Here is a 25,180-nt window from a genome sequence, read left to right on the forward strand (position 1 = left end):
AATGTTATATATATAGGTATGGCGCAGAAGCCATACCTATATACTCTTCGAGAATTAGTATATATTCTTATCAACAGTGTCGGCAGACTTAAAAACAGGAATTCCTGAAAATCCTGCCACGCCGCCTTAGATTGTCTAAGATTTTCATGTCTTTTTCGTTCATAATAGCCTCCATTTTAGATAAGCGATTTCATTTCCTGAATAATTTTCCATAATGTCCATGATAGTCACAAATATCTTCTATAGTAATGGTTGAAGCTGCAATATCCAGTCGCATAATACATCTGAAAGGATGCTTAAGCGTAACTGCATAGATACCACCTACAGGCAGATAATTTAGTCTATGGAAATGTCCAGGAAGTTCAAACAGCTGCTTCATGTTTACAATCTTACCCAACTGTTTTATCAGTTTAAAAAGCGAAGCTGCTATTTCCTTGCCAAACCGTTTCCTGCAAGTTGCCTCACTAACGAGGCAACCTGACAACTTCTTGTTCTTTTTGATTTTCATTGCATACCCTTTCTTGATTACTTCTTACCCCCAAAAGAAGGTTTTCCGCCAGTCATGACCACAATGAGATCCAACACTTTTTTGGCATAAGTTAGAAACGTATCTGCCTCATTTTGAGAAAGATTATTGTTTTTTTTCTTCATAAATATTTTTTTTATTGTTATTATCTAGAGGGACTCATTTCTATAGATTTATCCCCTTTTTCAATTTTTATAGTATATTTCCTGTAGAGAGCGTAGGCCGCGAAACCAAGGATCATTGCCAATTCTCCAGCACTTATGGTTGCTGTTCCAATAGTAAGTCCCATAGCTGTTGCTCCCATAACACTCCCTGCTAAAGAAGTGCCACCAGTAAACGGGGCAGCGGCTATACCGCCTGTCAAGGCTAAAGCTCCTAATCCAATTGCTGCCTTGGCTTTCTTTCTTTTTGAACGGATAGCTCTTGCAAATGTTTTGGCGTATGGACCTTCGATTCTTATTGAATCAGCCTTGTTCTTCAACGCCACCTCTAACTCTTGTTTGTTTCTTACGGTAACCATATTAGTCGTTATTTTGATTGTTAGTAAAATCTGAATTGATATCAGGGCAAGTGGATGTCGTGTGATTCTCCGCCCTTTTCGCTTTGTTGCGTTCGGATATCTCTCTTGACAACTTTCTCCAATAGTTTTCCTGTTTCGGGTTCTTCTCTTTATCCTCTGCCAGATGGTTTTGCGCGAATGCGATAATTGTGATTCTGCGTTTGAATGGCATATCGTCTAGCGACTGTACGCTCCATTTTAAATCCGTATCCTTGTCGATATAGGTGGAAACACAATCGTTGAACCCTGACAATTCCTGCATCATGAGTTCTTCGTCTTGTCTGTACGATAGTATCACGATGAAGTATGCAGGCTTGCAGCCCGTCTTTTTTATCTCGTCGAAAGCTATTTCTGACAGTTCTCCTATGCTTTTGTCGTCTTCCGCCTTTACGGCAATTATCGGTTTTCTGCCGATGGATACCTTTTCAAAGTCGGCTTTGCCAAGCTTGATGACCCAATCGCCTTGAGCTGTGTCTTCAAGAAACATATTTGTGATTTCTTGTTCTTTCTGGATTATTTGTATCATAATCTTTTGTTTTTATTTGTTGATTACCTTCGGAAACCATTTGGTATAAATACAGGTAGGCTTCCAACTACCCTTTTAGTTCCTTGCTGGTTGTGGAAAAGACCCGGGGGAAACTATCAAGATAGTAGGAAGCCTAATATCATTATGTATCTGACTTACAAACTAATCTTCTTCAGTATCGCCCCTAATCAAATTTCCACATTTGCAAGGTGTGAAGAATCTCATTTGCTATTGATTTATTTGTTATGTCATGATTTCTTTGTTCTTTTATTATTGTTATTTACTTAAAGTGAAACTCTCATGTGGATATTGCTGTCATATTAGAGTCGTCACTTTGTTCTTTCTTTCTGGTGCAAAAGTATAAAGAATAAAGCAAGCGTGGCAAATTCAAAAAAACTTGCCACGCTTATTTTATCCGAATATCTTATTAATTGTTGATATTCAATTACATACGATTAGATTCTACTTGCTTCCTTTCTAAAAGGAATTCAAAATCTGCCTTTTTCTTTGAATTGAGGCATAATTCGATTATTTCGACCTGATTCTTCAAGCCTTTTTCCTCTAAGTCTGCTTGGGTCTTAGAACAAGACACTTTAGTAACATACGAATGATTGAAGATACTCTTTATGACATCCTCTCTCTTTCCTTTATATTCACTCAAGACCTTATCATCATATACTCCACGACAGAAAAGATTGTAGCATGCCTTAGGACCAAAGCTTTTCTTATAGGCTATCGTTTTGTCGGGTTCTATTGACAGCAAACCGCTTCTATATGCAAAATATATGACCATTGTCAGACGATTTATAGTTCTGTCATCTGCTTCTATCTTTTCTTTTATCAGTTGTTTGATCTGTTTCTCCATAGCAGCCTTCTGGTTTCCCGTCACGGTATCCTTACGCTCCAATTCAATTTTGTCAGAACTGCTGTCATTAAGTTTTAAGGGAAGTAGACTATTCAGTCTGCTGTTATATATGCGATGCTCTTTATCCTCGATTATAACTTGGTTGTTGTCTATAGACTTGTTGAACAGCTTTATATATAGGAAGGCATCATTTCCTATTGCCATCGATTTTATGGTGTGCAGCCTGTTCGACGCTTTAAGAATCTCAAGGTATCTGTTATCATTTTCCTGACTGCATTTCATCATTATCATAGAAAAGCCCTCTTTCTCATACTTCCCCTCAAAGAGGTGCTTGAAGAAAGCCTCTGAAGCAGGATGCTCCTCGTCTATATAAATGATAAAGCCTTGTGCCACAACGCTTTCTTCAATATACATTTTGCTGCGGAGCCCATCGAAAGAAAGCCCCGTCAGTGCCAACAGATCCTTCTCCTCATATTTCTTCAAGGAATAATGGGAGCAGTCTTGCGGATAAACGCCAACAAGAGGACGCACCTGCATCTTGACCTTCGGCTGTAGCAGCACATTGGAATATACGATGTCCTTTTCCTTATAATGCAGAATCTTATAAGGCACATTCTCCAAGACTGCTGCAATACCCAGATGCTCCTGTATCCGACGAACCAGACAGTCAAGCACATCCGGATTCCAGACAAAACCCTCAACAAGCTCCAGCATATTCTTCAAGTCATCTGCACGGACAGACAGTTGGGTCAGCAAAGTCAAGTCTTCTTCAGTTTTGAACATACTCCACCTCAGTAGTCTCAAGACGATTTGCTCTGTCGAGAAACCAGCCAATCGCCCATACTTCTGTTCCATAGTGTTTATCAGCTGCTCGATTGACGTTTCTGACGTTTGTGAATCCTTGTCCTGATACACAAATCTGAACATACTCCTTGTCGGAATACCTAAATCATCAACCAGCTGCAGGCTTCTCCCCACAGGAAATTTTCCTTCTTTTATCTTCCGTAGCAGAAGGTTCTTTATTTCCTTATGCCATACTATAACGAGCTTGGGTTTCAGGTCGTGCAGAACATCCAAAAAAGCACAGAAGTCTTCATCCTCCCTTACCGCCAATGCTTCTTTAACGCCATACATACTCGTATGGGTAAGACTCATTTTCGTGAAATGCTGTATATAATTATAGAACGCAAGATTATTCCAATACCTTTTCTGCTCCTCTGGTTCCATACAGTCTTGTGTTCCGGTTATATAGAGAAGGAATTCCTTGAAAGACTCATAACCCATAAAACCACTAAAATAGCAATTGAAGGCTTCATAAGTGGTATACCGCAAGTCATACCCTGTCGTATCATCCACTTCACTGACTGCCCATTGGCATATTTTGTCATACTTCCTGCTGTTGCTGTTCAGAACACAGTCTGCATAATGCTCACACGCCTCTTGCTTACACCAGTGATTGATGCCAACTACCAAAGTCCCTCCTTCTCTCCATTCCTCGGTTATCCGAGGATTGAAAAGATACTTTGTCTTTTTATGCCCTCTCCCCATACATCTTTTCAGCAATGTATTATAGAAGCTCGATGACTGACTGTCTATATATTTTTTTGCCTGTTCATCCATCTGTGGTTTATTTGACTAGTACGACGTGGGGTCGATGAAATGTAAGTGACCTGTTTTTATTTTCTAACGAATACTATTGCTGTTTTAAATTCTTAAATATCAAAAGCTTGTAAGTATTAATCGCTATAGTCACTGAGGACAAAGTTACTGATTATTTCCGTATTGCAGATGACTTCAACAATGTTTTTTTAGACAATCTGTCATACAGCGTCGCAACAGGTGAACGGCAATGCTCCTACCAGTTCAGGCTTTTCGAGCCAGTTAAAATCTGCAAAAACTAATAGTCGTTCCTTTTTTGTCATTGCCTTAATCTCACTTATAATATGCAAATATGGGCAATTTACTTCATTATAAGATGGGTTACGTGGACTTTTTATATATAATTAAGGCTATATCAGCTATCTGCCACAAGTTGATTAATTAGTGTCTGATGAATTAATTCACAGTCACTATTTATATATTCCTCTATCCATCGTATGATACGATTTATGTGTTATTAATGTTATATATATAGGTATGGCGCAGACGCCATACCTACCTTCTATTATTCCTGTATTTTATTTTGTTATTTCTCCAGTTGTTGCATCCTTGAAATTATTCTCCTTGAATGCTTTGTTCATGTTCTCAATCTGTTTCTTGCAGGATTTGGAAATGCTTATAGTCTTGCTTGCGATATCCTTCAAAAGTCGCTCATCAAGAGTCGTACCTTTATTCTCCAAACTGTCTATAAAGCACTTCTCCACTGCTTCGTTCACCACCGACTCAATGTCTGCACCGTTAAAGCCGTCGGTTATCTGACTGACAGAATTCAATGCCGTTTCGTCAAGGCTTTTCTTCTTTTTACCAATATGGATTTTGAAGATAGCCTTTCGCTCTTCCTTATTCGGCAAGTTAACACAGAATATCTCGTCAAAGCGTCCTTTACGCTTCAGTTCTGGAGGCAGATTGTCTGCATTGTTGGCTGTAGCAATAACATAAACGCTACTCTGCTTCTCCTGCATCCATGAGAGGAAATACCCGAACATACGTGTCATAATGTCGTTGTTGCCACCGACACCCGAAAAGGCTTTCTCTATCTCGTCAATCCAGAGAACGCAAGGTGCAGCAGCCTCAGCAATCTTTATAGCCTTACGTAAGTTGCCTTCACTCTCGCCAACATACTTTCCCATCATACTGCCCATGTCAAGTTTCAACAAAGGTGTGTTAAACAATGCTGCTGATGCCTTTGCACAAAGTGATTTTCCACAGCCTGGCATACCAACAATAAAGACACCTTTAGGTATTGACACTCCAAATTCCTGAGCCTTTGGCAAGTCTGTAATCACCCTTGACTTATTCTTCAGGTAATCCTTCAGGGCATTCATGCCTCCTATGCTATCCAGAGACGCAGGAGTGTCAATCAGTTCCAACAACCCGGATTTCTTTACCATCGATTTCTTCTGCTGAAGAATCATCTCCGTATCCTCTGCACTCAACGAGCCGTTGCTGCTCATCGCCATATCAAGCATTCGGTCAATCTCAAAGCTTGTCATTCCTTTCAAAGACGGCATTAGCTTCTTCCTGTCCTCATCTTTGAAATTGTCGTAGCAGTTCACCTCTATATGCTCGTCTATGAGCTGATTGATTTCCTCTTCTTCTGGGAATGGAATATCCAAATAAGATACATACTTCTCCAATTCTTGTGGCACATTTAGAATAGAGGAGACTATAATGACGGTTGTATTATATTCCCTGTCATACAACTTACGCTGAGCTATCAACTGAAGCAAAGTCTTGATTGCCGGCTCTTCTATAAAATCTTGAATATCCTTCAACACCAAGAACTTTTCCTTGAGATTAGATTCAACAGTATACTTCTCCTTCAAGAAAAACTCCAATGTGTCTTTATCTCCTAATCCTTGACATTCCTTTGTCTTGAAGTTGGTAGTACCAGTTGCAGGATTCCATTCAAACACCTTGCTATTGCCAACAATCTCCTCTATGATTTCATCTATACGGACAAAATCATAATCGTTGATATAGATAATAGGTGTATTGACATCTATCATCTTCTGAAAATCAGATATAATCTTCTTGTTCATATCGCAAGGTTTTAATATTTAAACAAATGGTCAACGATGAAGCCCAACTGATTAGAAAAAGATGACTTAGCAAAAGCGAAACCATCTATCCGATTGTCTATAGGACGATGAATCATATATTGTGCTAATGGGTAATGATAATCTTCTGCTAACTTCACAAACAAACCAGATTTTTCTTTACTATAATAGTAACGTACTAAGTCTAGGACAAACTTACGTTCCTTGAAAAACACATCCGATTCATCAAGGTCATCATATTTAACTTCTGCTTCAGCTCTAGTAGCTTTCCAATCAAGCATTACAGAAGTACTCCATAATGAGGTAAATTCCTGTAGTAATTTCTTGACATCTCGAACTATTTCCTCATCATAAGCTGTTTTTTTCGTTATAAAGCCTATTTTTTCAGATTTCCATCTACAAATTAAATTATCTATTTTTTCTTTTGCTTCAGGAGTCAACATAGCCAACTTTCGAGCCACGTCAAATTTATTAGATTTCACAAAGTCTATAGCCTCTTGATTGTGAAGTTCTGCAGCCTTTTCTATCAGTTCTTTGCCACGCACGAGGTCTTTGTCGAAGTTACTTCCATCACTTTTTGTAAATCCCTCAAATGCAAGTTTTCCTTGTTTAAACAAGAATTCAGGGTCTTCCTTATTTTTGTATTTACTGAATACATCCCACCATTCACCATCAGAAATCTCCTCAGAATACTGCTTAAATATAAACTTGGCACCTTCATATTGGCTAAGCAAGTACTTACGTAAAGAATCATAATTCTTAGGCGTTCTTTTTTCGCAATCATGCCAATACCCAAACAGAGAGTAGATATCATGAATTTGAGAATTATCGAATCGTTCTTTCAAGAATAGTTCAAGCACATAAAAATATGCATGTTCATCAAGTTCTTCATTTATTAAAGACTCTACAGAATGTGCTAATTCAGTTTCTCCCAACTGTCTCAACCATCTCGATAGGCGATTATCCTTTATCAATGGCCACAAATCTTGTACGTTGAGGTTCTGACGCAAAGAATCAAGCGAGAAGTGTTCCTCCCCGCCTGATTTTATTCTTATTCTTATCGGTTTGGCTTTAGCTATTATGCGCATAATATTATAATTCCAACCAAGAAATCAGTTTCTTACGTGCTTTATCTAAACCTTTAGCAACAGAACGTACTACCGTTTTTGCACCTTCTGCTACATAGTTCAATCCTTTTCGTACTGCCGCTTTTGCAGCAGTTACGATAAACTTCTCTGCATTCTTTATAACTGGAACGAATACCGAAGCAGGAGGATATACCTTTGCTATTACATCACAAACGCGGTTCAATACTACCGGTACTCCACGCTCTATAACTTTATCAGCAACTGTTACAACACGAGCCACCGTAGCATCAATCAATTTGTCTGCTACTTCAATAGCATCCAAATCCTCATTGGCAAGCTTATACGAAAGCTTTACACGGTTCAGACCTTCGTCAACAGCACTCGCAATAGCAATCGGACTTTTGTCTTCAATAGAAAAAGGTAATGTTCCTTGCTCATTAGCTATTATAATAGCAGTTGCAAATACCTTTTTCAACTTTGCTTCAGAAGCATCACCTACAGGGGAATCCAGGAATTGCTGAACCTCCTTGAACTCTTTAAGGCTCTCTACTTCTTCTTGTTCTAATTTGCGGCCAGACAACAATGACTGGAGAGCTGAATACTTGCGACTTTCACCTTCAACATGAGAAACAAACTCATTACGACCTTCATCTTCGTTATATGCAATAAACTTCATAATCTTAGTCCTCCTCTTCGTTTAAGGTTTCATTATTCACATTCTCACCAGCATCAGAAATGGCAGAGACGATTTCTGCCTTCTCTTGCTCGTCGCGTCCCTCCAATATTCTGTCCATCTCTTCAAGCATCCATTGCTTGCGAGACTTGCCTTCCTCCTTAGCCTTTTGCAGTGCAGCCATTTTCTCTGCAAAGCCATCAATATACTCGTTAGTCTCAGAGAGTAATGCCATGCTTTCCTCCGAAACTCCCATTTTCTCACACTCACCCTTAACCAGCACCTCAATATCCTGGTCAGGATTGTTTTCTAATTGTTCTAACATTGAAGTCAGAATCTCGTCGAAATTCTTTGCCATATTAATTCTTTACAAGATTAAGTTTAGAAATTAGACTGCTTGAGGTAATATTTTCAATTATCATAAGGAACAAGTTTTTTACTACCATTCCGTTCTTCCTGTTTTATTATATTTAGGATTCATTTCTGATATTAAATATTCTTCAAGAGAAAGACAAGCATAGGGTTCTTCTTGGCTACAAGAATAACATTGAACATAGGAAATATCATCAACACGTTTATCCTTTAAGATACATTTACCATTTTCCCCATATCCAAAATAATGATCAAGCCTTGCCCCCATTTGACTTGCTTTTCCTATATACACAATGGTCTTATTTGAATCTAAGAAAATATAGATTCCTGCAGAATCAGGATTTGGCCAAGGTTGCGGCCAACCATATTCTTCTTCTTTAGGATATAAAGCATAAATTACTGTCGGTGTAAAACGCACACAAAACCTATCTTCATACCATTTTATTGCATTTTGTAGACAATATAATCCTTTCATCATATTGTTCTTATATTTTTAATTTGCACTATATTCTACCGAAGCAAAGACCATACTATCCTCACGCAAATGCTTCATCAAGCGGTTTGCTTGTGGCTTGAATGTTATATATGTTAATCCCCCAGACAACCCTGCTCCTAAAAATGGAACCACCTTAGCTGCTCCCTTTGCAAAACTGTCTTTTGTTACCTTTATACCTAACCATTTTGCAATCTGCTTAATAATAGGGTACCAAACAGTCTTGGTCAAAGTCATACGAGGTATACGCTTAACAACTTGCTCCGCTAAAGCCTTTGTCATTTTAGACAATGTTTGATTGGCTAATGAAACACCAAACATGACACCTACAAAAACAGTCAATACATTGATAGCATTATCTGTCAGATTCCCATTTTCATCCAATAAAGAAGGATATCCATATATGTAGGCTAATTTCTGAGCAACTTTTAATACGTGGTAATAGTATTGTGCTGTGTCTGCTGGTAGAGTTCCTAACATAGCAAACCCACCAGGAATTCCAACTGCAGCAGATATAGAAGTAACCTTTATCGTATGATTCTTGATGCAAGCTTTTGCAATAGCATCAAGCATAGCGATGTCCAAATGCTTAACTGGATTTTCTTGTATACACAAACTTATAGTGTTTTGGTCAATATGACGGTTAGATAGTTCTTCTTGTAAAAAGGAAGATCTATTCACCTTTATCCCAGGAACAGCCATAGCTGCAATCATTACCTGGTTCCATTTATTAGATCCATTATCCATTATTCTTTTGGTTTTAGTCTAACTTCCTATATTCAAAATCATTCTGGTTGCAGCATGCTTTCTTATAGTCGAAAGCATAGATGCGCATGTATACTTCCTGCACCTCCTTGGCTCCATTGTAGAATGGGGTGGTGGTGTGCTGCTGAGTGGTTACCGTCACTACCATGTCGGGGGTTAGTACGGTGCCGTTGGAACGCTTGATGCGCTTCGGCCTGACTTGAAAAACTTTACTCATAATCAATTCGTTATATTACTCCAATTAGTTGTAGTAAGTTTTACACAATTAATTGGAGTATCATTATTATGCTTTACATTTTATTTTTTCCAATTCTTTGGCACGTTCCTCAGAGATTCCCAATGATTTTCTTTCACGCTCCAATAATCTACGGACATTATTTGGAATTACTCCATCTTCAATAACATCATCAAGAGCTTCCATGTACTCTTTTTCTTCATCGGTAAAAGATACCAAAGAAGCCTTTACCATGTCCTCAATCTCTTGCGCTCTCGTCTCTGACAATCCGAGTTTCTGACGTTTACGTTCCAAGAACTTACGAGAATGAGCATCTATTTCAGACGCATCTTCCAAACAGAACTCTACTTCTTCCTTATATGCCAACTCGTCCTCTGACAATTTAGTTTTCTGTGTTTGAGCAATCTGAGCAACTGCCTGACCATTAGGGGCATTTACATTATCGCCCTCAAAATCCAGCAAAGGCTTGAACTGCATATCTATCTCCCATTCTATCTCTTCTGTCTTACTAAAGGTCTTGTCTGTTTTGGCATCATAAGTTCCACTTACCTTTGTGACAAGGTATTCAAAAGATGCTTTGACAGACAGGACTTTACTTGAAGTCATGCTTACAGACTCCGAAGAAGACAGATGCAAAGAATATGACAATATATTTCCATTCAATCTTTGCTTTACCAAAGCCTGCCAAGAAGTTTCAGAGTCTAACCAAACCAAATCGTCTGGGCAATATGGCTGCTTTGTTGGTAAATACGTCTGAACCATCTCCATTCCATCCTTGGATGAATAACTATTTTGAGCAGCATTATTTCTACCAAAACTTCCCCCCACATTAACGGCTTTAACATCTAATTCTCCGGATACATCCAACTGCTTTGCTTCTGAAGAAGCTGTATCTAACCCACGTAATCTTTTAATTCTTATTTCATTAGCTCCAAGACATTGTCCCAAATAACAAAGTTCATGTACTCTTTCCATGAACAACTGCTCTGTTGCATTCTCAAATGGTAGATACGTTGCTGGTTTGAACGGATGACCAATGTATAAAGTGTTGGCTTGCGGATGCCCAACAGGGAATTGGATTGATGCAGGAAGATCGTTTAATGTAAACACGAATTGTATGTTCCCATCTTTATCATAGCAACCAGGTAGTTGTTTCTCTGTTCCAAGAACAAATATAAATTTTCTCGTATTATAGTCTATTTGTGTAAAATAAGCAGGAAGATGTTTAGTTGTATTCATATATATATCCTTAGCTTCTTGCTTAATCTCAAAATCTGGTGATTCCATGGCTGCTAATGCCATTTGTCTTCCTTGTAATTGATTTAAGCAATATAAAGCATTAAGATAATATATTTTACAACGGAATTCATCATCTGTACAATGTGCAAGCGCCTCTCTAAACGCACTGTTCATAGCACCGTCATAACGATCTACTTCTTCTGAGAATTGCTCCGAGCCAGCTGCGATATCAACATCTAATTGTTCTGTCATTTTTTGTGCATACGCCAGTCCCAAATAATAATAATAAATTGATTTAGTCTCATCTTCATCTGTAAAATCGGTAGATGACAAGATTTCGTTTATACATTGAATTGCCTTATCCGCTTCATTATTATCCAAATAAGATTCTATTACTTCCAATGGGGTTGTCTCCTCTTCATGCCCTGCAACAGTAACCATCTTGTTTAACACGGCAGCTATTTTTTGAGCATCAGTTTTAACGGCAGAAGTCTCTCCATTAAAACTAAAGAAATTTTGCAATGGCAAAGGTACATTATCCTCGTCATTTCCATATCCCCATAGATAGATTCGCATCTCGCGATATTCAACTCTCTCAATGTCATTAAATGCAAAAGAATATACGTCTCCATCATCATTATTAGGAATCCAAACAAGCCTTTTATTTGTAATGACTAAGCCTTGATTCCTATTTCCGAAGAATGAAGTGTCATTGAAGAACAGTATTTGCTCATCTATATCTATGCAAAAATTTTCTCGAACAGAAGCCTTGTCTGTATCTGAAATATTTATCATCATACAAACTATATATTTCTCTTTTACGCCATTCATAAACGCTTTAGCCACATCGTCTATTGGTTCATTTGAGAAATTCCAGTTTTTACCTCCATTAAGATTTTTGTCTATTACATCCATAGACTTATCCACGATATCAGTAGTTTGTGATAACGCATATAAGACTGGCGAAGATGAAGCGACCATATTGACCGCTTTCTTCAAATTTTTAGAATTAAATATTCCCATTAGTCCAACTTCTTAAATTCAAAATCATTCTGGTTGCAGCATGCTTTTTTGTAGTCGAAGGCGTAGATGCGCATGTAGACTTCTTGAAGCTCTTTGGCGCCGTTGTAGAATGGGGTGGTGGTGTGCTGCTGAGTGGTTACCGTCACTACCATATCGGGGGTTAGTACGGTGCCGTTGGAACGCTTGATGCGCTTCGGCCTTACTTGAAAAACTTTACTCATAGGCTGTAAGTTTTAAGTTGTTTGACGTATCGATGTGGTGGGACAAGGTACGATATGTATCTTCTTTTGCAAAGATAATCAGATGCCTTGACCCGTACAAGTTCATAATGGTTCATAGAGGAAAAGAAAGGCGTAGACTCCTTCTCTCGATATTCCCTTGTAAGTTAGGCTCTGGTAAAACCCGTAGAAAAGAGGATATGAAAGAGGAGCCTACACCATATCATGGTGCAGACTCGCTCAAACAAATTCCAGTTCTTTTCTACTTCAGTTCAAATTTACCAGATTTCAACTTACAGAACCGTCACGGTGCACACAAGTTATATTGGTACACCCTTATTTGCTTGCTCGCGTCCACAAGATTTCTTGCGTCATTTCCGGGGCTGCCAGCTTTAGGATTTTGTGCCTAACGCTGTTGCTGCCCTTCCATTTGCAAATGTAGTAAAAGTTTCGGATAATCCTCATCTTTCCATTGAAAAATCTTGGTCGGCTCCTCTTTTTCTGGTTTCCGGTACTCTTGTCGCTGCGTGATGAGTCTCATTTTGTCACTGATGTCGTCGAAGCCATTGACTATCGTATTGGCAGGGGAGGGGATGTGGGCTATGATGCCGGCAACGGTCTTGTGGTAGTGGGAGTACATGATGTCGGCTCGTGGCCATCCTTTGTCATGTCCGATTTCGAAGTAGCATACGCTTGTGATTGCTGTCATGATAAAGAGACAGAAGAGTTTTATCACTTTGGTGAGTATCTTGCGTAACATGGGTTTTATTGTCATGGTGGTGCTGTTTGATGTCGCGACGGCAAAGGTATAGGTTATGGGTGCCAAAAGATGACATAGCTGGAGGAAAAATGATGGGCGGATAGAAATAATATTGATTTGCTGTGACAGATATGAGTAAAAGATGCACATATACGCTGATTTTCAGTAAAAACAGGAATTTTTCAAAAACTGTCAGATTGTCTGGTTTTTCACCGTAATATCCTGATAAGCAGGTAGTTGACTGTTTTGCGATTGTCAGGCAATTGTCTGGATGGTTGGCTGATGAAAGGAAAAGCGTAAGGCTGCAAGCAGTTATAAAATATTACATTGAATGGCCTAATGACCGTTTGGTGTTAGCTTATTGGGCAGACCTCTGACAGTAAATCTGCCCATCCGGGGTAAGCAGCGTGCCCACTTTGGGTAAGCACGTTGCCCAACATGGGCAAGCACGTTGCCCCACTTGGGCATGGTAGCTGCACGGATGTTGCCCATTTGTCCCCGATATGGCAAACTCCGTTTGGGCTTAAGCAGAATCCTGCTTGTCCACTTGTTTGAGACGAACCAAGACCATCTGTCCCTCCCCTTCGGGGGAGGTTAGGTGGGGGCTGAAGATCAGTTGCAGAGAAACTTGTTCCTTCCCATGGGGAAGGTCAGGATGGGTTATCCTTCGGGGGAGGTTAGGTGGGGGCTGATGTCGATATGCAGAGTAAAGTAACAAAACCGATATCCGAGAATCACGGATTAGTCATCACTCCTTAAAAGTCAAATTCCATTCAAGCCCTAATGATTGATAGGGGTTAAAAAGAATTAAGATGGAGAGGAAATGTGGGTGGGAGAGGCTCTTTTTGTAAATTATTGGGTATATTTGCAGTTTGTATTGTGGCGGACGGCGAGTGGCGACACGAGTCAGGGATGCTGCTGACGGAAAGACATAACGATATTCAAACTATATAATGAGCGACAGCGAGAATATAAAGAAGGAGAACAAGAGCGGGGGAATGGTGCTGCGCACCGAAGGCCTCGTGAAGCAGTATGGCAAGCGCACGGTGGTCAACGACGTGTCGATAAGCGTGAAGCAGGGCGAGATCGTGGGACTGCTCGGTCCGAACGGTGCCGGCAAGACCACCTCATTCTATATGACCACCGGACTCATTGTGCCCAATGCCGGTCATATCTATCTCGACGACAAGGACATCACCTCCTATCCCGTGTATAAAAGAGCACGTGCCGGTGTGGGCTATCTGCCCCAGGAGGCGAGCGTGTTCAGGAAACTCAGTGTGGAAGACAATATCATGGCGGTGCTCGAGATGACCGACCTTACCCGCAAGGAGCAGCTTGCCAAACTGGAGACGCTGATAGACGAGTTCGACCTGCATAAGGTGCGCAAGAACCTCGGCGACCGTCTCTCGGGAGGAGAGCGTCGCCGCACGGAGATAGCCCGCTGTCTCGCCATCGACCCAAAGTTCATCATGCTCGACGAACCGTTTGCCGGCGTTGACCCGATCGCCGTGGAAGACATCCAGCATGTGGTGTGGCAGTTGAAATACCGCAACATCGGTATTCTCATCACCGACCACAACGTGCAGGAGACGCTCACCATCACCGACCGTGCCTATCTGCTCTTCGAGGGCAGGATCCTCTTCAAGGGCAGTCCGGAGGAGCTTGCCGCCAACGACATCGTTAGGGAGAAATATCTCGGTGTGGATTTCGAACTTCGTCAGAAGAACTTCCAGGAGGTGGACGAGAGGAAGAGAGCGAGAAGGGAGTAAGTCCTGTGTTTGTTAAAAATTCCAAAACTTTAGGTCTTTACACCTTTTATAATTAATTTTGCAAGCCATTAGTGTGCGTGCCCCTCTTGTATCGACAGGTTGCGGGCCATACATTATTATATATATGGAATCCATAAAAACCTGGAACCCATAAAGACCTGGAACCCATCCTAACCTTCCCAAAGGGAAGGAACTGGTTACCGGGCGAATGGGAGAGACCCATCCTAACCTTCCCAAGGGGAAGGAACTGGATACCGGGCGAATGGACGAGAAACCCATCCTAACCTTCATAAGGGACTGGTGCCGGACGAAGGGACGGGGCGAATGGGCGAGGGCAATGAGAGGCTGCTGACAGGCGGCAGGTCGCTGGTGACCTTCGGTATATAAAGCGATAGAGACAGAGAAAAATAATAATCATATAAAATACGAATAACGAAAAATGAAGATTTCTTTTGAGAATCCAGATAAGGTGAACGGACTGTTGACCTTGACAGTGGAGACTGCAGATTTCCAGGACAGAGTTGAGAAGACACTGAAAGACCTTCGCAAGAAGGCTCAGCTGCCAGGTTTCCGTCCGGGACAGGTGCCAATGGGCATGATAAAGAGACAGTACGGCGAGGGCGTTAAGGCTGAGGAGATCAACAAGATCATCGGCGAGGAGCTCTATAAGTATGTAAACGAGAACAAGATCAAGATGCTCGGCGAGCCAATGGCAAACGAGGGTCAGGAGCCTGTAGACCTGGAGAAGGACGCTCCATACGTGTTCAATTTTGATATCGCCGTAGCTCCAGAGTTCAAGGTGGAGCTCACCGACAAGGATACTCTCGACTACTACACAATCAAGGTTGACGACGACCTCGTGAACCGTCAGATCGATATGTTCGCTTCTCGTGCCGGCCACTACGACAAGGCAGAGGAGTATCAGGCAAACGATATGCTCAAGGGCGACATCCGCGAGCTCGACGAGAACGGCAACACCAAGGAAGGCGGCATCACCGTAGAGGGCGCTGTCCTCATGCCGGATTATATCAAGGTGGAAGACCAGAAGAAGCTCTTCGAGGGCTGCAAGCTCGGCGACATCATCACCTTCAACCCAAAGAAGGCATACCCGGAGAGCGACGTTGAGGTTTCTTCACTGCTCAAGATGAAGAAGGAAGAGGTGGCAGACCTCACATCTGACTTCAGCTTCCAGGTGACAGAGATTTCCCGCTTCGTAAAGGCAGAGGTGAACCAGGAGCTCTTCGACACCGTTTACGGCAAGGATGAGGTGAAGGACGAGAAGGCATTCCGCGAGAAGATCGCAGAGGGTCTGAAGGAGCAGCTCGCCAACGACGGCGACTTCAAGTTCCTCGTTGACCTGCGCAAGTATCTCGAGGAGAAGGTAGGTAAGCTGGAGTACCCGGACGCACTGCTCAAGCGCTTCATGCTCGCCCAGAACAAGGACAAGGGCGAGAAGTTCGTTGAGGACAACTACGAACAGAGCATCAAGGAGCTGACATGGCACCTGGTTCGCGAGCAGCTCGTTGAGGCAAACGGCATCAAGATCGACGACGCCGACCTGAAGGAGACAGCCAAGGAGGCAGCCCGCGCTCAGTTTGCTCAGTATGGCATGACAAACGTTCCTGAGGAGTATCTCGAGAACTATGCCAACGACATGCTGAAGAAGAAGGAGTTCGTAGACTCACTCGTTGACCGCAGCATCGACCGCAAGCTCGTTGCAACACTCAAGAATGTAGTGAAGCTCACTCCGAAGGAGGCAACTCTCGACGAGTTCAACGAGATGATGAAGGGCGAATAATAGATTTTGATTAAAAAAATCTCTGATATATATTAGAGGTTATCTACTTTTTTATTATCTTTGTATAAGAAAAGGTGGATAACCTCTTTTTTTTATATCAGAACACATAAGAAATATATGAATAACGATTTTAGAAAATACGCTACCGGGCACCTCGGAATGAGTGGTATGGTGCTCGACGATGTGATGAAGACACAGGCTCAATACATGAACCCCTACATTCTGGAGGAGCGCCAGCTCAACGTTACCCAGATGGACGTTTTCTCACGCCTCATGATGGACCGCATCATCTTCCTCGGCACTGAGGTGAACGACTACACCGCCAACACACTGCAGGCACAGCTCCTGTATCTTGATTCAGTAGATTCAGGCAAGGACATCTCAATCTATATCAACAGTCCCGGCGGAAGCGTGACGGCAGGTCTCGGCATCTACGACACCATGCAGTTCATCTCCAGCGATGTTGCCACCATCTGCACCGGTATGGCAGCGTCGATGGCGGCAGTGCTCCTCGTTTCGGGAACCGAAGGCAAGCGTTCCGCTCTGCCCCACAGCCGCGTGATGATACACCAGCCGCTAGGCGGAGTGCAGGGACAGGCATCCGACATCGAGATTGAGGCAAAGGAAATCATGAAGTTCAAGAAAGAACTCTACACTATAATCGCCAACCATTCACACACACCATACGACAAGGTGTGGAACGACTCCGACCGCAACTACTGGATGACGGCAGAAGAGGCCCGTGAATATGGAATGATTGACACGGTGCTTACAAGAAAATAATAAGGTAGGGAGAAGATATGGCTGAAAGAAAAAAGAAGGTGTGTTCCTTCTGCGGCAGAGGGGAGCACGATGTGAAGCTCCTTATCTCGGGTATGAACGGCTACATCTGCGACCATTGCGTGGCACAGGCATTCGACATCCTCAAGGCGAACCATCTGCTGGACGACGACGGTGAGGATAAGCACGATTTCAGTTCCTGGGATTCCGTGGAAGTTCCAAAGCCCCATGAGATAAAAGACTACCTCGACCAGTATGTCATCGGACAGGACGAGGCGAAGCGTTATCTCTCCGTGGCGGTATACAACCACTATAAGCGAATCAAGCAGGCACCCACCGACGACGGCGTGGAGATAGAGAAGAGCAACATCATCATGGTGGGAAGCACCGGTACCGGTAAGACCCTTCTTGCCCGCACCATAGCCAAGCTGCTCGATGTACCGTTCACCATCGTCGATGCCACGGTGTTCACCGAGGCAGGCTATGTGGGCGAAGACGTGGAGAGCATCCTCAGCCGGTTGCTGCAGGTGGCAGACTACAATGTGGAACTCGCAGAGCGGGGCATCGTGTTTATCGACGAAGTGGACAAGATAGCCCGCAAGAGCGACAACCCTTCGATTACCCGCGACGTCAGCGGCGAGGGAGTGCAGCAGAGTCTGCTGAAGCTCCTCGAGGGTTCGATGGTCAACGTTCCGCCAAAGGGAGGTCGCAAGCATCCCGACCAAGACTATGTGCATATCGACACGAAGAACATCCTCTTCATCTGTGGCGGTGCGTTCGACGGCATAGAGCGCAAGATAGCCCAGCGACTGAACACACACGTGGTGGGATACAACTCCGTGCAGAACGTGAAGAAGATAGACAAGAAGGACATGATGAAGTATATCCTTCCGCAAGACCTCAAGTCGTTCGGACTGATACCAGAGATTATCGGCCGTTTGCCGGTGCTCACATATCTCAACCCTCTCGACAAGGAAGCCCTGCGTTCTATTCTCGTGGAGCCAAAGAACTCCATCGTGAAGCAATACCAGAAGCTCTTCGAGATAGACGGCATAAAGCTGGAATTCGAAGACGGCGTGTTCGACTTCATCGTTGACAAGGCAATGGAATATAAACTCGGTGCACGCGGACTCCGTTCTATTGTGGAGAGCGTGATGATGGATGCCATGTTCGACGTGCCGTCGGAGAACGTGAAGGAATTCACGGTCACTCTCGACTACGCCAAGTCACAGCTCGACAAGGCGCATCTGCAGAAACTCGAGACAGACTAAAGGAACTATTCATAAAACACACGATGCCAACGGCAGGTGCGGACCACAGATGTCTGCATGCTGTCGCCGGCATTGGAATGAGACATAATAAGGAAACAGCTTGTTATATGACTAATGATGTTAATCTTACTGAAAAACTGAAGCACTATTTCGGTTTCAACAGCTTCAAGGGAGAACAGGAGGAGATAATCCGCAACCTGCTCGCCGGCAACGACACTTTCGTGCTCATGCCTACGGGAGGCGGCAAGTCGCTTTGCTACCAGCTGCCCTCGCTCTTGATGGAAGGTACGGCGATTGTCGTGTCGCCGCTCATAGCGCTGATGAAAAACCAGGTGGACGTGATAAACGGCATGAGCGAAGAGACGGGAGTGGCACATTATCTGAACTCCTCTCTCAACAAGGCTGCCATCGACCAAGTGAAGAAAGACATACGATCCGGACTGACCAAGCTGCTGTATGTGGCTCCCGAGTCGCTGACCAAGGAGGAGTATGTGGAATTCCTGAAGTCGGTGAAGATCTCGTTTTATGCCATCGACGAGGCACACTGTATTTCGGAATGGGGCCACGACTTCCGTCCGGAATACCGACGCATCAGACCCATCATCGGTCAGATAGGCAATGCCCCCGTGATAGCCCTCACGGCAACGGCGACCGACAAGGTGCGCACGGACATCAAGAAGAGCCTCGGCATCACCCAGGCCAAAGAGTTCAAGAACTCCTTCAACCGTCCGAACCTATATTATGAGGTGAGGCAGAAGACAAAGGACGTTGACCGCGACATCGTGAAGTTCATACGTCAGAACAGCGGCAAGAGCGGTATCATATACTGTCTGTCGCGCAAGAAGGTGGAAGAGCTTGCCGCCGTGCTCCAGGCGAACAATATCAAGGCGGCAGCCTATCATGCAGGATTCGACGCTGCCACACGGTCGAAGACGCAAGACGATTTCCTTATGGAGAAGATCGACGTCATCGTAGCCACCATAGCCTTCGGCATGGGAATAGACAAGCCCGACGTGCGCTTCGTGATACACTACGACATACCGAAGAGCCTCGAAGGCTACTATCAGGAGACGGGTAGGGCAGGACGCGATGGCGGAGAAGGCAAATGTATAGCATTCTATTCACGCAAGGACCTTCACAAACTGGAGAAATTCATGGAGGGCAAACCCGTGGCGGAGCAGGACATCGGCAGACAACTGCTGCAGGAGACAGCGGCGTATGCCGAATCGTCAGTATGCCGACGCAAGATGCTGCTCCACTATTTCGGTGAGGATTATCCCAAGGACAACTGCGGCAACTGCGACAACTGTCTGCATCCCAAGGTGAAGATAGATGCCACGAAAGAGACGGTGATAGTGCTCAGGGCGGTGAAGGCATTGAAGGAGGATTTCCGTTCAGACTACGTGATAGACTTCGTGAAGGGCCGCGACACCGACGACATAAAAGACCACAAGCATGACCTGCTGCCGGAGTTCGGAGAGGGCGAAGACTGCGACATAAAGATCTGGAACCCCGTAATCCGGCAGTCTATCATCGCCGGTTTCCTCAAGAAAGACGTGGAGAACTATGGAGTGCTGAAGATTACTAAGGGCGGACTCGATTTCATCAATAACCCGTACACCTTCATGGTGGTGAAAGACGCTGAGTTCAGCGAAGACGACGACGATGAGGTTGGCGAGAGACAGACGGCGGCGCTCGACCCGGAACTCTTTGCCATGCTCCAGGACCTGAGAAAAGACACGAGCCGCAAGCTGGGCATCCCGCCATACGTGATATTCCAGGATGTTTCGCTCGAGCAGATGGCTACGGTATATCCGATATCTCTCGAAGAACTGGTGAATATCCCAGGCGTCGGTGTGGGCAAGGCACACCGCTACGGCAAGGAATTCATTGCCCTGATAAAGCGCCATTGCGAGGAGAACGACATCGAGAGACCTGAGGACTTGAGAATACGCACCGTGCCGAAGAAGTCTATGCTGAAGGTGAAGATAATACAGAGCATCGACCGCAAGATGCCGCTCGACGACATTGCAGATGCACAGAACATCGACTTTGAGGACCTTCTCACTGAGATTGAGGCAATCGTATACAGTGGAACGAAGCTCAATATCGACTACTTCCTTGAGGATGTGATGGACGATGACCATATCGACGACATATACGAATATTTCCGCGAGAGCGAGACTGACGACCTGGAAGTGGCAATGGACGAACTCGGCGAGGACTATACCGAGGATGAGGTGAGACTCGTCAGGATAAAGTTCTTCTCTGAGTTGGCGAACTAAGTGGGAGACAGTGCTTCCCCTGTAGGATAACCCATCCTTACCTTTCGAAAGGGCCGGTACAGTTTTCAACACTACAGACATCAGCCCCCTCTCGTTCTCCCCCGTAGGGGAGATGCCGGTTACCAAAACGTATATATAGAAGCGGGCGAGGAGGTAAATTACTAATAGTCAGTTCCGAATATTCACAGATAGTCAGTTCCGAATATACAGAGATGGTCAGTTCCGGACATACAGTCCCTCCCCTACGGGGGAGGTTAGGTGGGGGCTAAAGTCAGCAGTAACAGTAGTATGACGATTATGATTTGAACATCAGTCCCCTCTCGTTCTCCCCCGTAGGGGAGATGCTGGTTGCCAAAACGTATATATAGAAGCGGGCGAGGAGGTGAATTACTAATAGTCAGTTCCGAATATTCACAGATAGTCAGTTCCGGACATTCACAGATGGTCAGTTCCGGACATACAGTCCCTCCCCTACGGGGGAGGTTAGGTGGGGGCTAAAGTCAGCAGTAACAGTAGTCTGACGATTATGATTTGAACATCAGCCCCCTCTCGTTCTCCCCCGTAGGGGAGATGCTGGTTGCCGAGACATATAGAGAAGCAGGCGAGGAGACAAATGGATGTGGAGATTGCGTTCTCACCAGAAGGTTTGTCTGCTCGTCTGCTTATAATAAACATCAGATTCTACGAGTCCGAATTAAACCCCAAATCGGTCATTAGGCCGTTCAAAGGTAGTATTTTATAACTGCTTGCTATCTTTTGCTTTTATAAGGTATCTTTTGTCTGTTTTTAATTCGCAATAGCTCGCTATTACTCATTTAAAGCCAAACAAAATCCACTCTTCTAAAAAATCAAAATCCAAGCAAGCCCTAACGACCGATTTGGGTTAAATATTTTTAACGCTATCAGAAAACTGGCAAAAGAGTTTATCGTATCGAAAAAAAACAGTAAATTTGCACGCAATAAATTTTTTAAATACAAATTATGTCATCATTTGTTGCAGATAGAATTGTAATGGACGGTCTCACCTTCGACGACGTCCTCCTAATCCCAGCTTATTCAGAAGTACTGCCACGCACAGTAGAGTTGAAAACCAAGTTCTCGCGTAACATCGATTTGAACATACCATTCGTTACGGCTGCCATGGACACCGTAACAGAGTCGGCAATGGCCATCGCCATCGCACGAGAGGGTGGTATCGGCGTGATCCACAAGAACATGAGCATTGAGGAACAGGCAAGACAGGTAGCAATCGTGAAGCGTGCCGAAAACGGTATGATCTACGACCCTGTGACCATCCGCCGTGGATCCACAGTCGGTGAGGCCCTCGATATGATGGCAGAATATCATATCGGTGGTATTCCGGTAGTCGATGATGACAACCATCTCGTAGGTATCGTCACAAACCGCGACCTCCGCTTTGAACTCAACCACGACCGCAAGGTTGACGAGGTGATGACATCGGAGAACCTCGTAACCACACATATCAAGACCGACCTTGCCGCTGCAGCAAACATCCTGCAGGAGAACAAGATTGAGAAGCTCCCAGTTGTGGACAGTGAAAACCACCTCGTGGGACTCATCACATACAAGGACATCACCAAGGCAAAGGACAAGCCAATGGCTTGCAAAGACGATAAGGGCCGTCTGCGCGTTGCAGCCGGCGTGGGCGTTACGGCAGACACACTCGACCGCATGCAGGCTCTCGTGAATGCCGGTGCTGACGCCATCGTCATCGATACCGCTCACGGACATTCTAAATATGTTATTGAGAAGCTCGTTGAGGCAAAGAAATCATTCCCTAATGTTGACATCGTGGTGGGCAACGTGGCTACAGGAGCCGCTGCCAAGATGCTTGTTGACAATGGTGCTGATGCCGTGAAGGTAGGTATCGGTCCTGGCTCGATCTGCACCACACGTGTCGTGGCTGGTGTCGGTATGCCTCAGCTGAGTGCCGTTTATGATGTGGCTTCAGCTCTCGAGGGAACAGGAGTGCCATTGATTGCCGACGGTGGTCTGCGCTACTCGGGCGATGTGGTGAAGGCACTTGCTGCCGGTGGATACTCAGTGATGATAGGTTCGCTCGTAGCCGGAACAGAGGAAAGCCCTGGCGACACAATCATCTTCAACGGACGTAAGTTCAAGAGCTACCGCGGAATGGGTAGCCTCGAGGCTATGGAGAACGGTTCGAAGGACCGCTACTTCCAGGCTGGCACCAAGGATGTGAAGAAACTCGTGCCGGAGGGAATCGCCGGTCGTGTGCCATACAAGGGAACACTGCAGGAGGTTATCTATCAGCTCGTTGGTGGTCTGCGCTCAGGTATGGGCTATTGCGGAGCCAACACTATCAGCGATCTCCATTCAGCCAAGTTCGTGCGTATCACAAACGCCGGAGTGCTTGAGAGTCATCCACACGACATCTCTATCACAAGCGAGGCTCCAAACTATTCACGTCCAGAATAAACATTATTATTAACTACACGACATGGCGTGAGGTCTTACCGTTTACAGTAGACCTCATGCCATAATATCTTAAAGACAATACAGAAAACAGATGAAATTCAAATCATTGTTCTGTGCCATGCTGCTTGTTAGCGGAGTGGCACACGCACAGCAAAACGACCCGACGATAATGACTATCAACGGGCAGCCGGTATCACGCTCTGAGTTTGAGTATTCATACAACAAGAACAACTCTGAGGGCGTCATCGACAAGAAGAGCGTCGCTGACTATGTGGATTTGTTTATCAACTATAAGCTGAAGGTCGCTGCGGCATACGACGCCAAGGTGGACACGCTGCGGTCTTTCAAGAAGGAGTTCCGCTCCTACCGCGACCAGCAGGTGTTGCCGTCGTTCGCCAGCGACGAGGCCGTTGAGGCTGAGGCAAAGAAGATGTATCAGGACACCAAAGACCGCATCGGTGACAAGGGGCTCATTCGTCCTATGCACATCCTGCTCTATCTCCCTCAAGACGCCAAAGACCAGCAGAAGACTGAGGCTGCACAGCGTGCAGACTCCATCTATAATGTGCTCCTCTCCAAGATGCCTAAGCCTCTTGCACCGGTTGTGAAGACCGTGAAGAAGGGCAAGAAGACCATCAAGGTCACCGAGCCGGCCGTACCGGTAGGCATGGAGGAATTCGAGAAGGTGTTCGCTGATTTCGCAAGGAGATATTCTCAGGACCCGGGTTCTGCCCGCAACGGCGGAGAACTGAACTGGCTCTCTCCTGGTCAGACACTGCCAGAGTTTGACAACGCTGCATACGGACTGAAGGTCGGCGAGATGTCGAAGCCGGTGCTCACCTCCGTGGGCTATCATATCATATATATGAAAGACCGCAAGCAGCTCGAGCCATACGACAGCCTGAGAACCAACATCATGAAGTTCCTTGAGTCGAGAAACGTCCGCATGAAGGTAGCCACCGACAGCGTGACCAACATTGTGAAGAATTCAAAGGGCGCACTGACCAAAGAGAAGGTGCTCGCCCAGCGCACAGAGGAGCTGACAGCCAAGGACAATGACCTGAAGAACCTCATCCGTGAGTATCACGACGGACTGATGCTCTTTGAGATCAGCAACCGTAACGTATGGGACAAGGCAGCCAAAGACGAGGCAGGTCTTGCCGCTTACTTCAAGAAGCACAAGAAGAACTACGCATGGTCGGAGCCTCGCTTCAAGGGTATGGCATTCCACGTGAAGAACGTAGAAGACCAGAAGGCAGTGAAGGATTGTGTGAAGGGTCTTGCCTTCAGCAAGTGGGCAGACAAGCTGCGCACCACATTCAACAACGACTCCGTTATCCGCATCCGTGTGGAGAAGGGAATCTTCAAGAAGGGCGACAATGCCTTCGTAGACAAGATGGTATTCAAGAAAGACACTACTGTGCAGTCGCTCAAGGATTATCCTATCGACGATGTGTTCGGCAAGATTCTGAAGAAGGGTCCGGAGGAGTATGAGGACGTGAAGGGCCTTGTCATCGCCGACTACCAGAACCTGCTCGAAGAGCGCTGGATAGCAGAGCTCCGCAAGAAGTATCCTGTAGTTGTAAATAAGGAGGTGCTTGAAACCGTAAACAAGCATTGATGCAGAAAATTTAACACCTGTTTCTGATGACGACGAGTCTTGAAACAGGATGCACCGAAAACGGTATGGTTGCCGATAGGGGATAAACAGCAATAACGCCGTGGCATGATTTCACATAGAAGTCGCCACGGCGTT

The 25,180-nt window shown here is 44.6% G+C and carries 22 protein-coding genes; 7 read left to right on the forward strand and 15 right to left on the reverse strand.

The genetic code is table 11. The features are described from left to right. Positions 1-190 precede the first annotated feature (190 nt). From ST42_RS00065 to ST42_RS00135, 15 genes are all read right to left on the reverse strand, one after another. Entirely contained in the window at positions 191-508 is a 318-nt protein-coding gene (locus tag ST42_RS00065) for a hypothetical protein (RefSeq protein ID WP_044071754.1), read from the reverse strand. 17 nt (positions 509-525) lie between these two features. Then, on the reverse strand, positions 526-651 hold the full coding sequence (locus ST42_RS14415) for a hypothetical protein (protein ID WP_262503189.1): 126 nt from the start codon (positions 649-651) through the stop codon (positions 526-528). A 20-nt stretch (positions 652-671) separates the two neighbouring features. After that, complete coding sequence (locus tag ST42_RS00070; RefSeq protein WP_044071755.1) at positions 672-1,046, reverse strand: hypothetical protein; 375 nt, start codon at positions 1,044-1,046, stop codon at positions 672-674. A gap of 1 nt (position 1,047) precedes the next feature. Beyond that, entirely contained in the window at positions 1,048-1,611 is a 564-nt protein-coding gene (locus tag ST42_RS00075; RefSeq protein WP_044071756.1) for a hypothetical protein, read from the reverse strand. Positions 1,612-2,056: 445 nt separating this feature from the next. Beyond that, positions 2,057-4,024 carry a hypothetical protein gene (locus tag ST42_RS00080; protein ID WP_197068892.1) on the reverse strand — a complete coding sequence of 656 codons (1,968 nt, stop codon included), beginning with the start codon at positions 4,022-4,024 and terminating at the stop codon, positions 2,057-2,059. Between the two features lie 629 nt (positions 4,025-4,653). Continuing rightward, complete coding sequence (locus ST42_RS00085) at positions 4,654-6,177, reverse strand: AAA family ATPase (protein ID WP_044071762.1); 1,524 nt, start codon at positions 6,175-6,177, stop codon at positions 4,654-4,656. An 11-nt stretch (positions 6,178-6,188) separates the two neighbouring features. Continuing rightward, positions 6,189-7,283 (reverse strand): hypothetical protein, encoded by a 1,095-nt coding sequence (locus ST42_RS00090; protein WP_044071764.1) that lies wholly within the window; start codon positions 7,281-7,283, stop codon positions 6,189-6,191. A 4-nt stretch (positions 7,284-7,287) separates the two neighbouring features. Then, positions 7,288-7,959, reverse strand: a complete 672-nt coding sequence (locus ST42_RS00095; RefSeq protein WP_044071765.1) for a hypothetical protein — start codon at positions 7,957-7,959, stop codon at positions 7,288-7,290. Between the two features lie 4 nt (positions 7,960-7,963). Further along, the gene (locus ST42_RS00100) at positions 7,964-8,314 is read right to left on the reverse strand and encodes a hypothetical protein (protein ID WP_044071767.1); all 351 of its coding nucleotides are present in this window, start codon (positions 8,312-8,314) and stop codon (positions 7,964-7,966) included. An 81-nt stretch (positions 8,315-8,395) separates the two neighbouring features. Next, complete coding sequence (locus ST42_RS00105) at positions 8,396-8,806, reverse strand: GIY-YIG nuclease family protein (protein WP_044071770.1); 411 nt, start codon at positions 8,804-8,806, stop codon at positions 8,396-8,398. A gap of 15 nt (positions 8,807-8,821) precedes the next feature. Next, positions 8,822-9,568 (reverse strand): hypothetical protein, encoded by a 747-nt coding sequence (locus tag ST42_RS00110; RefSeq protein WP_044071773.1) that lies wholly within the window; start codon positions 9,566-9,568, stop codon positions 8,822-8,824. A 13-nt stretch (positions 9,569-9,581) separates the two neighbouring features. After that, a complete protein-coding gene (locus ST42_RS00115; protein WP_044071776.1) occupies positions 9,582-9,803 on the reverse strand; it encodes a DUF6140 family protein in 222 nt (73 codons plus the stop codon). A gap of 66 nt (positions 9,804-9,869) precedes the next feature. Continuing rightward, entirely contained in the window at positions 9,870-12,083 is a 2,214-nt protein-coding gene (locus tag ST42_RS00120) for a PH domain-containing protein (protein ID WP_044071778.1), read from the reverse strand. Next, positions 12,083-12,304, reverse strand: coding sequence for a DUF6140 family protein (locus tag ST42_RS00125; RefSeq protein WP_044071781.1), 222 nt, complete (start codon positions 12,302-12,304; stop codon positions 12,083-12,085). The genes ST42_RS00120 and ST42_RS00125 overlap by 1 nt, the downstream gene beginning before the upstream one ends. A gap of 403 nt (positions 12,305-12,707) precedes the next feature. Beyond that, positions 12,708-13,061: a hypothetical protein gene (locus tag ST42_RS00135; RefSeq protein ID WP_156139260.1), complete on the reverse strand. Its 354-nt coding sequence runs from the start codon at positions 13,059-13,061 to the stop codon at positions 12,708-12,710. Positions 13,062-14,014: 953 nt separating this feature from the next. Between ST42_RS00135 and lptB the strand changes: the two genes are divergently transcribed. The 7 genes from lptB (at position 14,015) to ST42_RS00170 (ending at position 25,045) form a co-directional block, all read left to right on the forward strand. Then, positions 14,015-14,830, forward strand: coding sequence for an LPS export ABC transporter ATP-binding protein (lptB, locus tag ST42_RS00140; protein WP_042518328.1), 816 nt, complete (start codon positions 14,015-14,017; stop codon positions 14,828-14,830). 439 nt (positions 14,831-15,269) lie between these two features. Next, entirely contained in the window at positions 15,270-16,628 is a 1,359-nt protein-coding gene (gene tig, locus ST42_RS00145) for a trigger factor (RefSeq protein WP_044071788.1), read from the forward strand. 117 nt (positions 16,629-16,745) lie between these two features. After that, positions 16,746-17,411 (forward strand): ATP-dependent Clp endopeptidase proteolytic subunit ClpP, encoded by a 666-nt coding sequence (clpP, locus tag ST42_RS00150; protein WP_022316690.1) that lies wholly within the window; start codon positions 16,746-16,748, stop codon positions 17,409-17,411. A 17-nt stretch (positions 17,412-17,428) separates the two neighbouring features. After that, positions 17,429-18,679, forward strand: a complete 1,251-nt coding sequence (gene clpX, locus ST42_RS00155; RefSeq protein WP_022316689.1) for an ATP-dependent Clp protease ATP-binding subunit ClpX — start codon at positions 17,429-17,431, stop codon at positions 18,677-18,679. 107 nt (positions 18,680-18,786) lie between these two features. Further along, positions 18,787-20,964 (forward strand): DNA helicase RecQ, encoded by a 2,178-nt coding sequence (gene recQ / locus ST42_RS00160; RefSeq protein ID WP_044071789.1) that lies wholly within the window; start codon positions 18,787-18,789, stop codon positions 20,962-20,964. 981 nt (positions 20,965-21,945) lie between these two features. Continuing rightward, on the forward strand, positions 21,946-23,424 hold the full coding sequence (gene guaB, locus ST42_RS00165; RefSeq protein WP_022316683.1) for an IMP dehydrogenase: 1,479 nt from the start codon (positions 21,946-21,948) through the stop codon (positions 23,422-23,424). Positions 23,425-23,515: 91 nt separating this feature from the next. After that, positions 23,516-25,045, forward strand: coding sequence for a peptidylprolyl isomerase (locus tag ST42_RS00170; RefSeq protein ID WP_042518334.1), 1,530 nt, complete (start codon positions 23,516-23,518; stop codon positions 25,043-25,045). Positions 25,046-25,180: the final 135 nt, after the last annotated feature.

This window comes from Prevotella pectinovora (assembly GCF_000834015.1).
GTDB lineage: Bacteria > Bacteroidota > Bacteroidia > Bacteroidales > Bacteroidaceae > Prevotella > Prevotella pectinovora.

Excerpts from the sequence above, each read along its gene's own strand:
- ST42_RS00065 (WP_044071754.1), bottom strand. The coding sequence starts at position 508 with ATGAAAATCAAAAAGAACAAGAAGTTGTCAGGTTGCCTCGTTAGTGAG.
- ST42_RS14415 (WP_262503189.1), bottom strand. The coding sequence starts at position 651 with ATGAAGAAAAAAAACAATAATCTTTCTCAAAATGAGGCAGATACGTTT.
- ST42_RS00070 (WP_044071755.1), bottom strand. The coding sequence starts at position 1,046 with ATGGTTACCGTAAGAAACAAACAAGAGTTAGAGGTGGCGTTGAAGAAC.
- ST42_RS00075 (WP_044071756.1), bottom strand. The coding sequence starts at position 1,611 with ATGATACAAATAATCCAGAAAGAACAAGAAATCACAAATATGTTTCTT.
- ST42_RS00080 (WP_197068892.1), bottom strand. The coding sequence starts at position 4,024 with ATGGGGAGAGGGCATAAAAAGACAAAGTATCTTTTCAATCCTCGGATA.
- ST42_RS00085 (WP_044071762.1), bottom strand. The coding sequence starts at position 6,177 with ATGAACAAGAAGATTATATCTGATTTTCAGAAGATGATAGATGTCAAT.
- ST42_RS00090 (WP_044071764.1), bottom strand. The coding sequence starts at position 7,283 with ATGCGCATAATAGCTAAAGCCAAACCGATAAGAATAAGAATAAAATCA.
- ST42_RS00095 (WP_044071765.1), bottom strand. The coding sequence starts at position 7,959 with ATGAAGTTTATTGCATATAACGAAGATGAAGGTCGTAATGAGTTTGTT.
- ST42_RS00100 (WP_044071767.1), bottom strand. The coding sequence starts at position 8,314 with ATGGCAAAGAATTTCGACGAGATTCTGACTTCAATGTTAGAACAATTA.
- ST42_RS00105 (WP_044071770.1), bottom strand. The coding sequence starts at position 8,806 with ATGATGAAAGGATTATATTGTCTACAAAATGCAATAAAATGGTATGAA.
- ST42_RS00110 (WP_044071773.1), bottom strand. The coding sequence starts at position 9,568 with ATGGATAATGGATCTAATAAATGGAACCAGGTAATGATTGCAGCTATG.
- ST42_RS00115 (WP_044071776.1), bottom strand. The coding sequence starts at position 9,803 with ATGAGTAAAGTTTTTCAAGTCAGGCCGAAGCGCATCAAGCGTTCCAAC.
- ST42_RS00120 (WP_044071778.1), bottom strand. The coding sequence starts at position 12,083 with ATGGGAATATTTAATTCTAAAAATTTGAAGAAAGCGGTCAATATGGTC.
- ST42_RS00125 (WP_044071781.1), bottom strand. The coding sequence starts at position 12,304 with ATGAGTAAAGTTTTTCAAGTAAGGCCGAAGCGCATCAAGCGTTCCAAC.
- ST42_RS00135 (WP_156139260.1), bottom strand. The coding sequence starts at position 13,061 with ATGTTACGCAAGATACTCACCAAAGTGATAAAACTCTTCTGTCTCTTT.
- lptB (WP_042518328.1), top strand. The coding sequence starts at position 14,015 with ATGAGCGACAGCGAGAATATAAAGAAGGAGAACAAGAGCGGGGGAATG.
- tig (WP_044071788.1), top strand. The coding sequence starts at position 15,270 with ATGAAGATTTCTTTTGAGAATCCAGATAAGGTGAACGGACTGTTGACC.
- clpP (WP_022316690.1), top strand. The coding sequence starts at position 16,746 with ATGAATAACGATTTTAGAAAATACGCTACCGGGCACCTCGGAATGAGT.
- clpX (WP_022316689.1), top strand. The coding sequence starts at position 17,429 with ATGGCTGAAAGAAAAAAGAAGGTGTGTTCCTTCTGCGGCAGAGGGGAG.
- recQ (WP_044071789.1), top strand. The coding sequence starts at position 18,787 with ATGACTAATGATGTTAATCTTACTGAAAAACTGAAGCACTATTTCGGT.
- guaB (WP_022316683.1), top strand. The coding sequence starts at position 21,946 with ATGTCATCATTTGTTGCAGATAGAATTGTAATGGACGGTCTCACCTTC.
- ST42_RS00170 (WP_042518334.1), top strand. The coding sequence starts at position 23,516 with ATGAAATTCAAATCATTGTTCTGTGCCATGCTGCTTGTTAGCGGAGTG.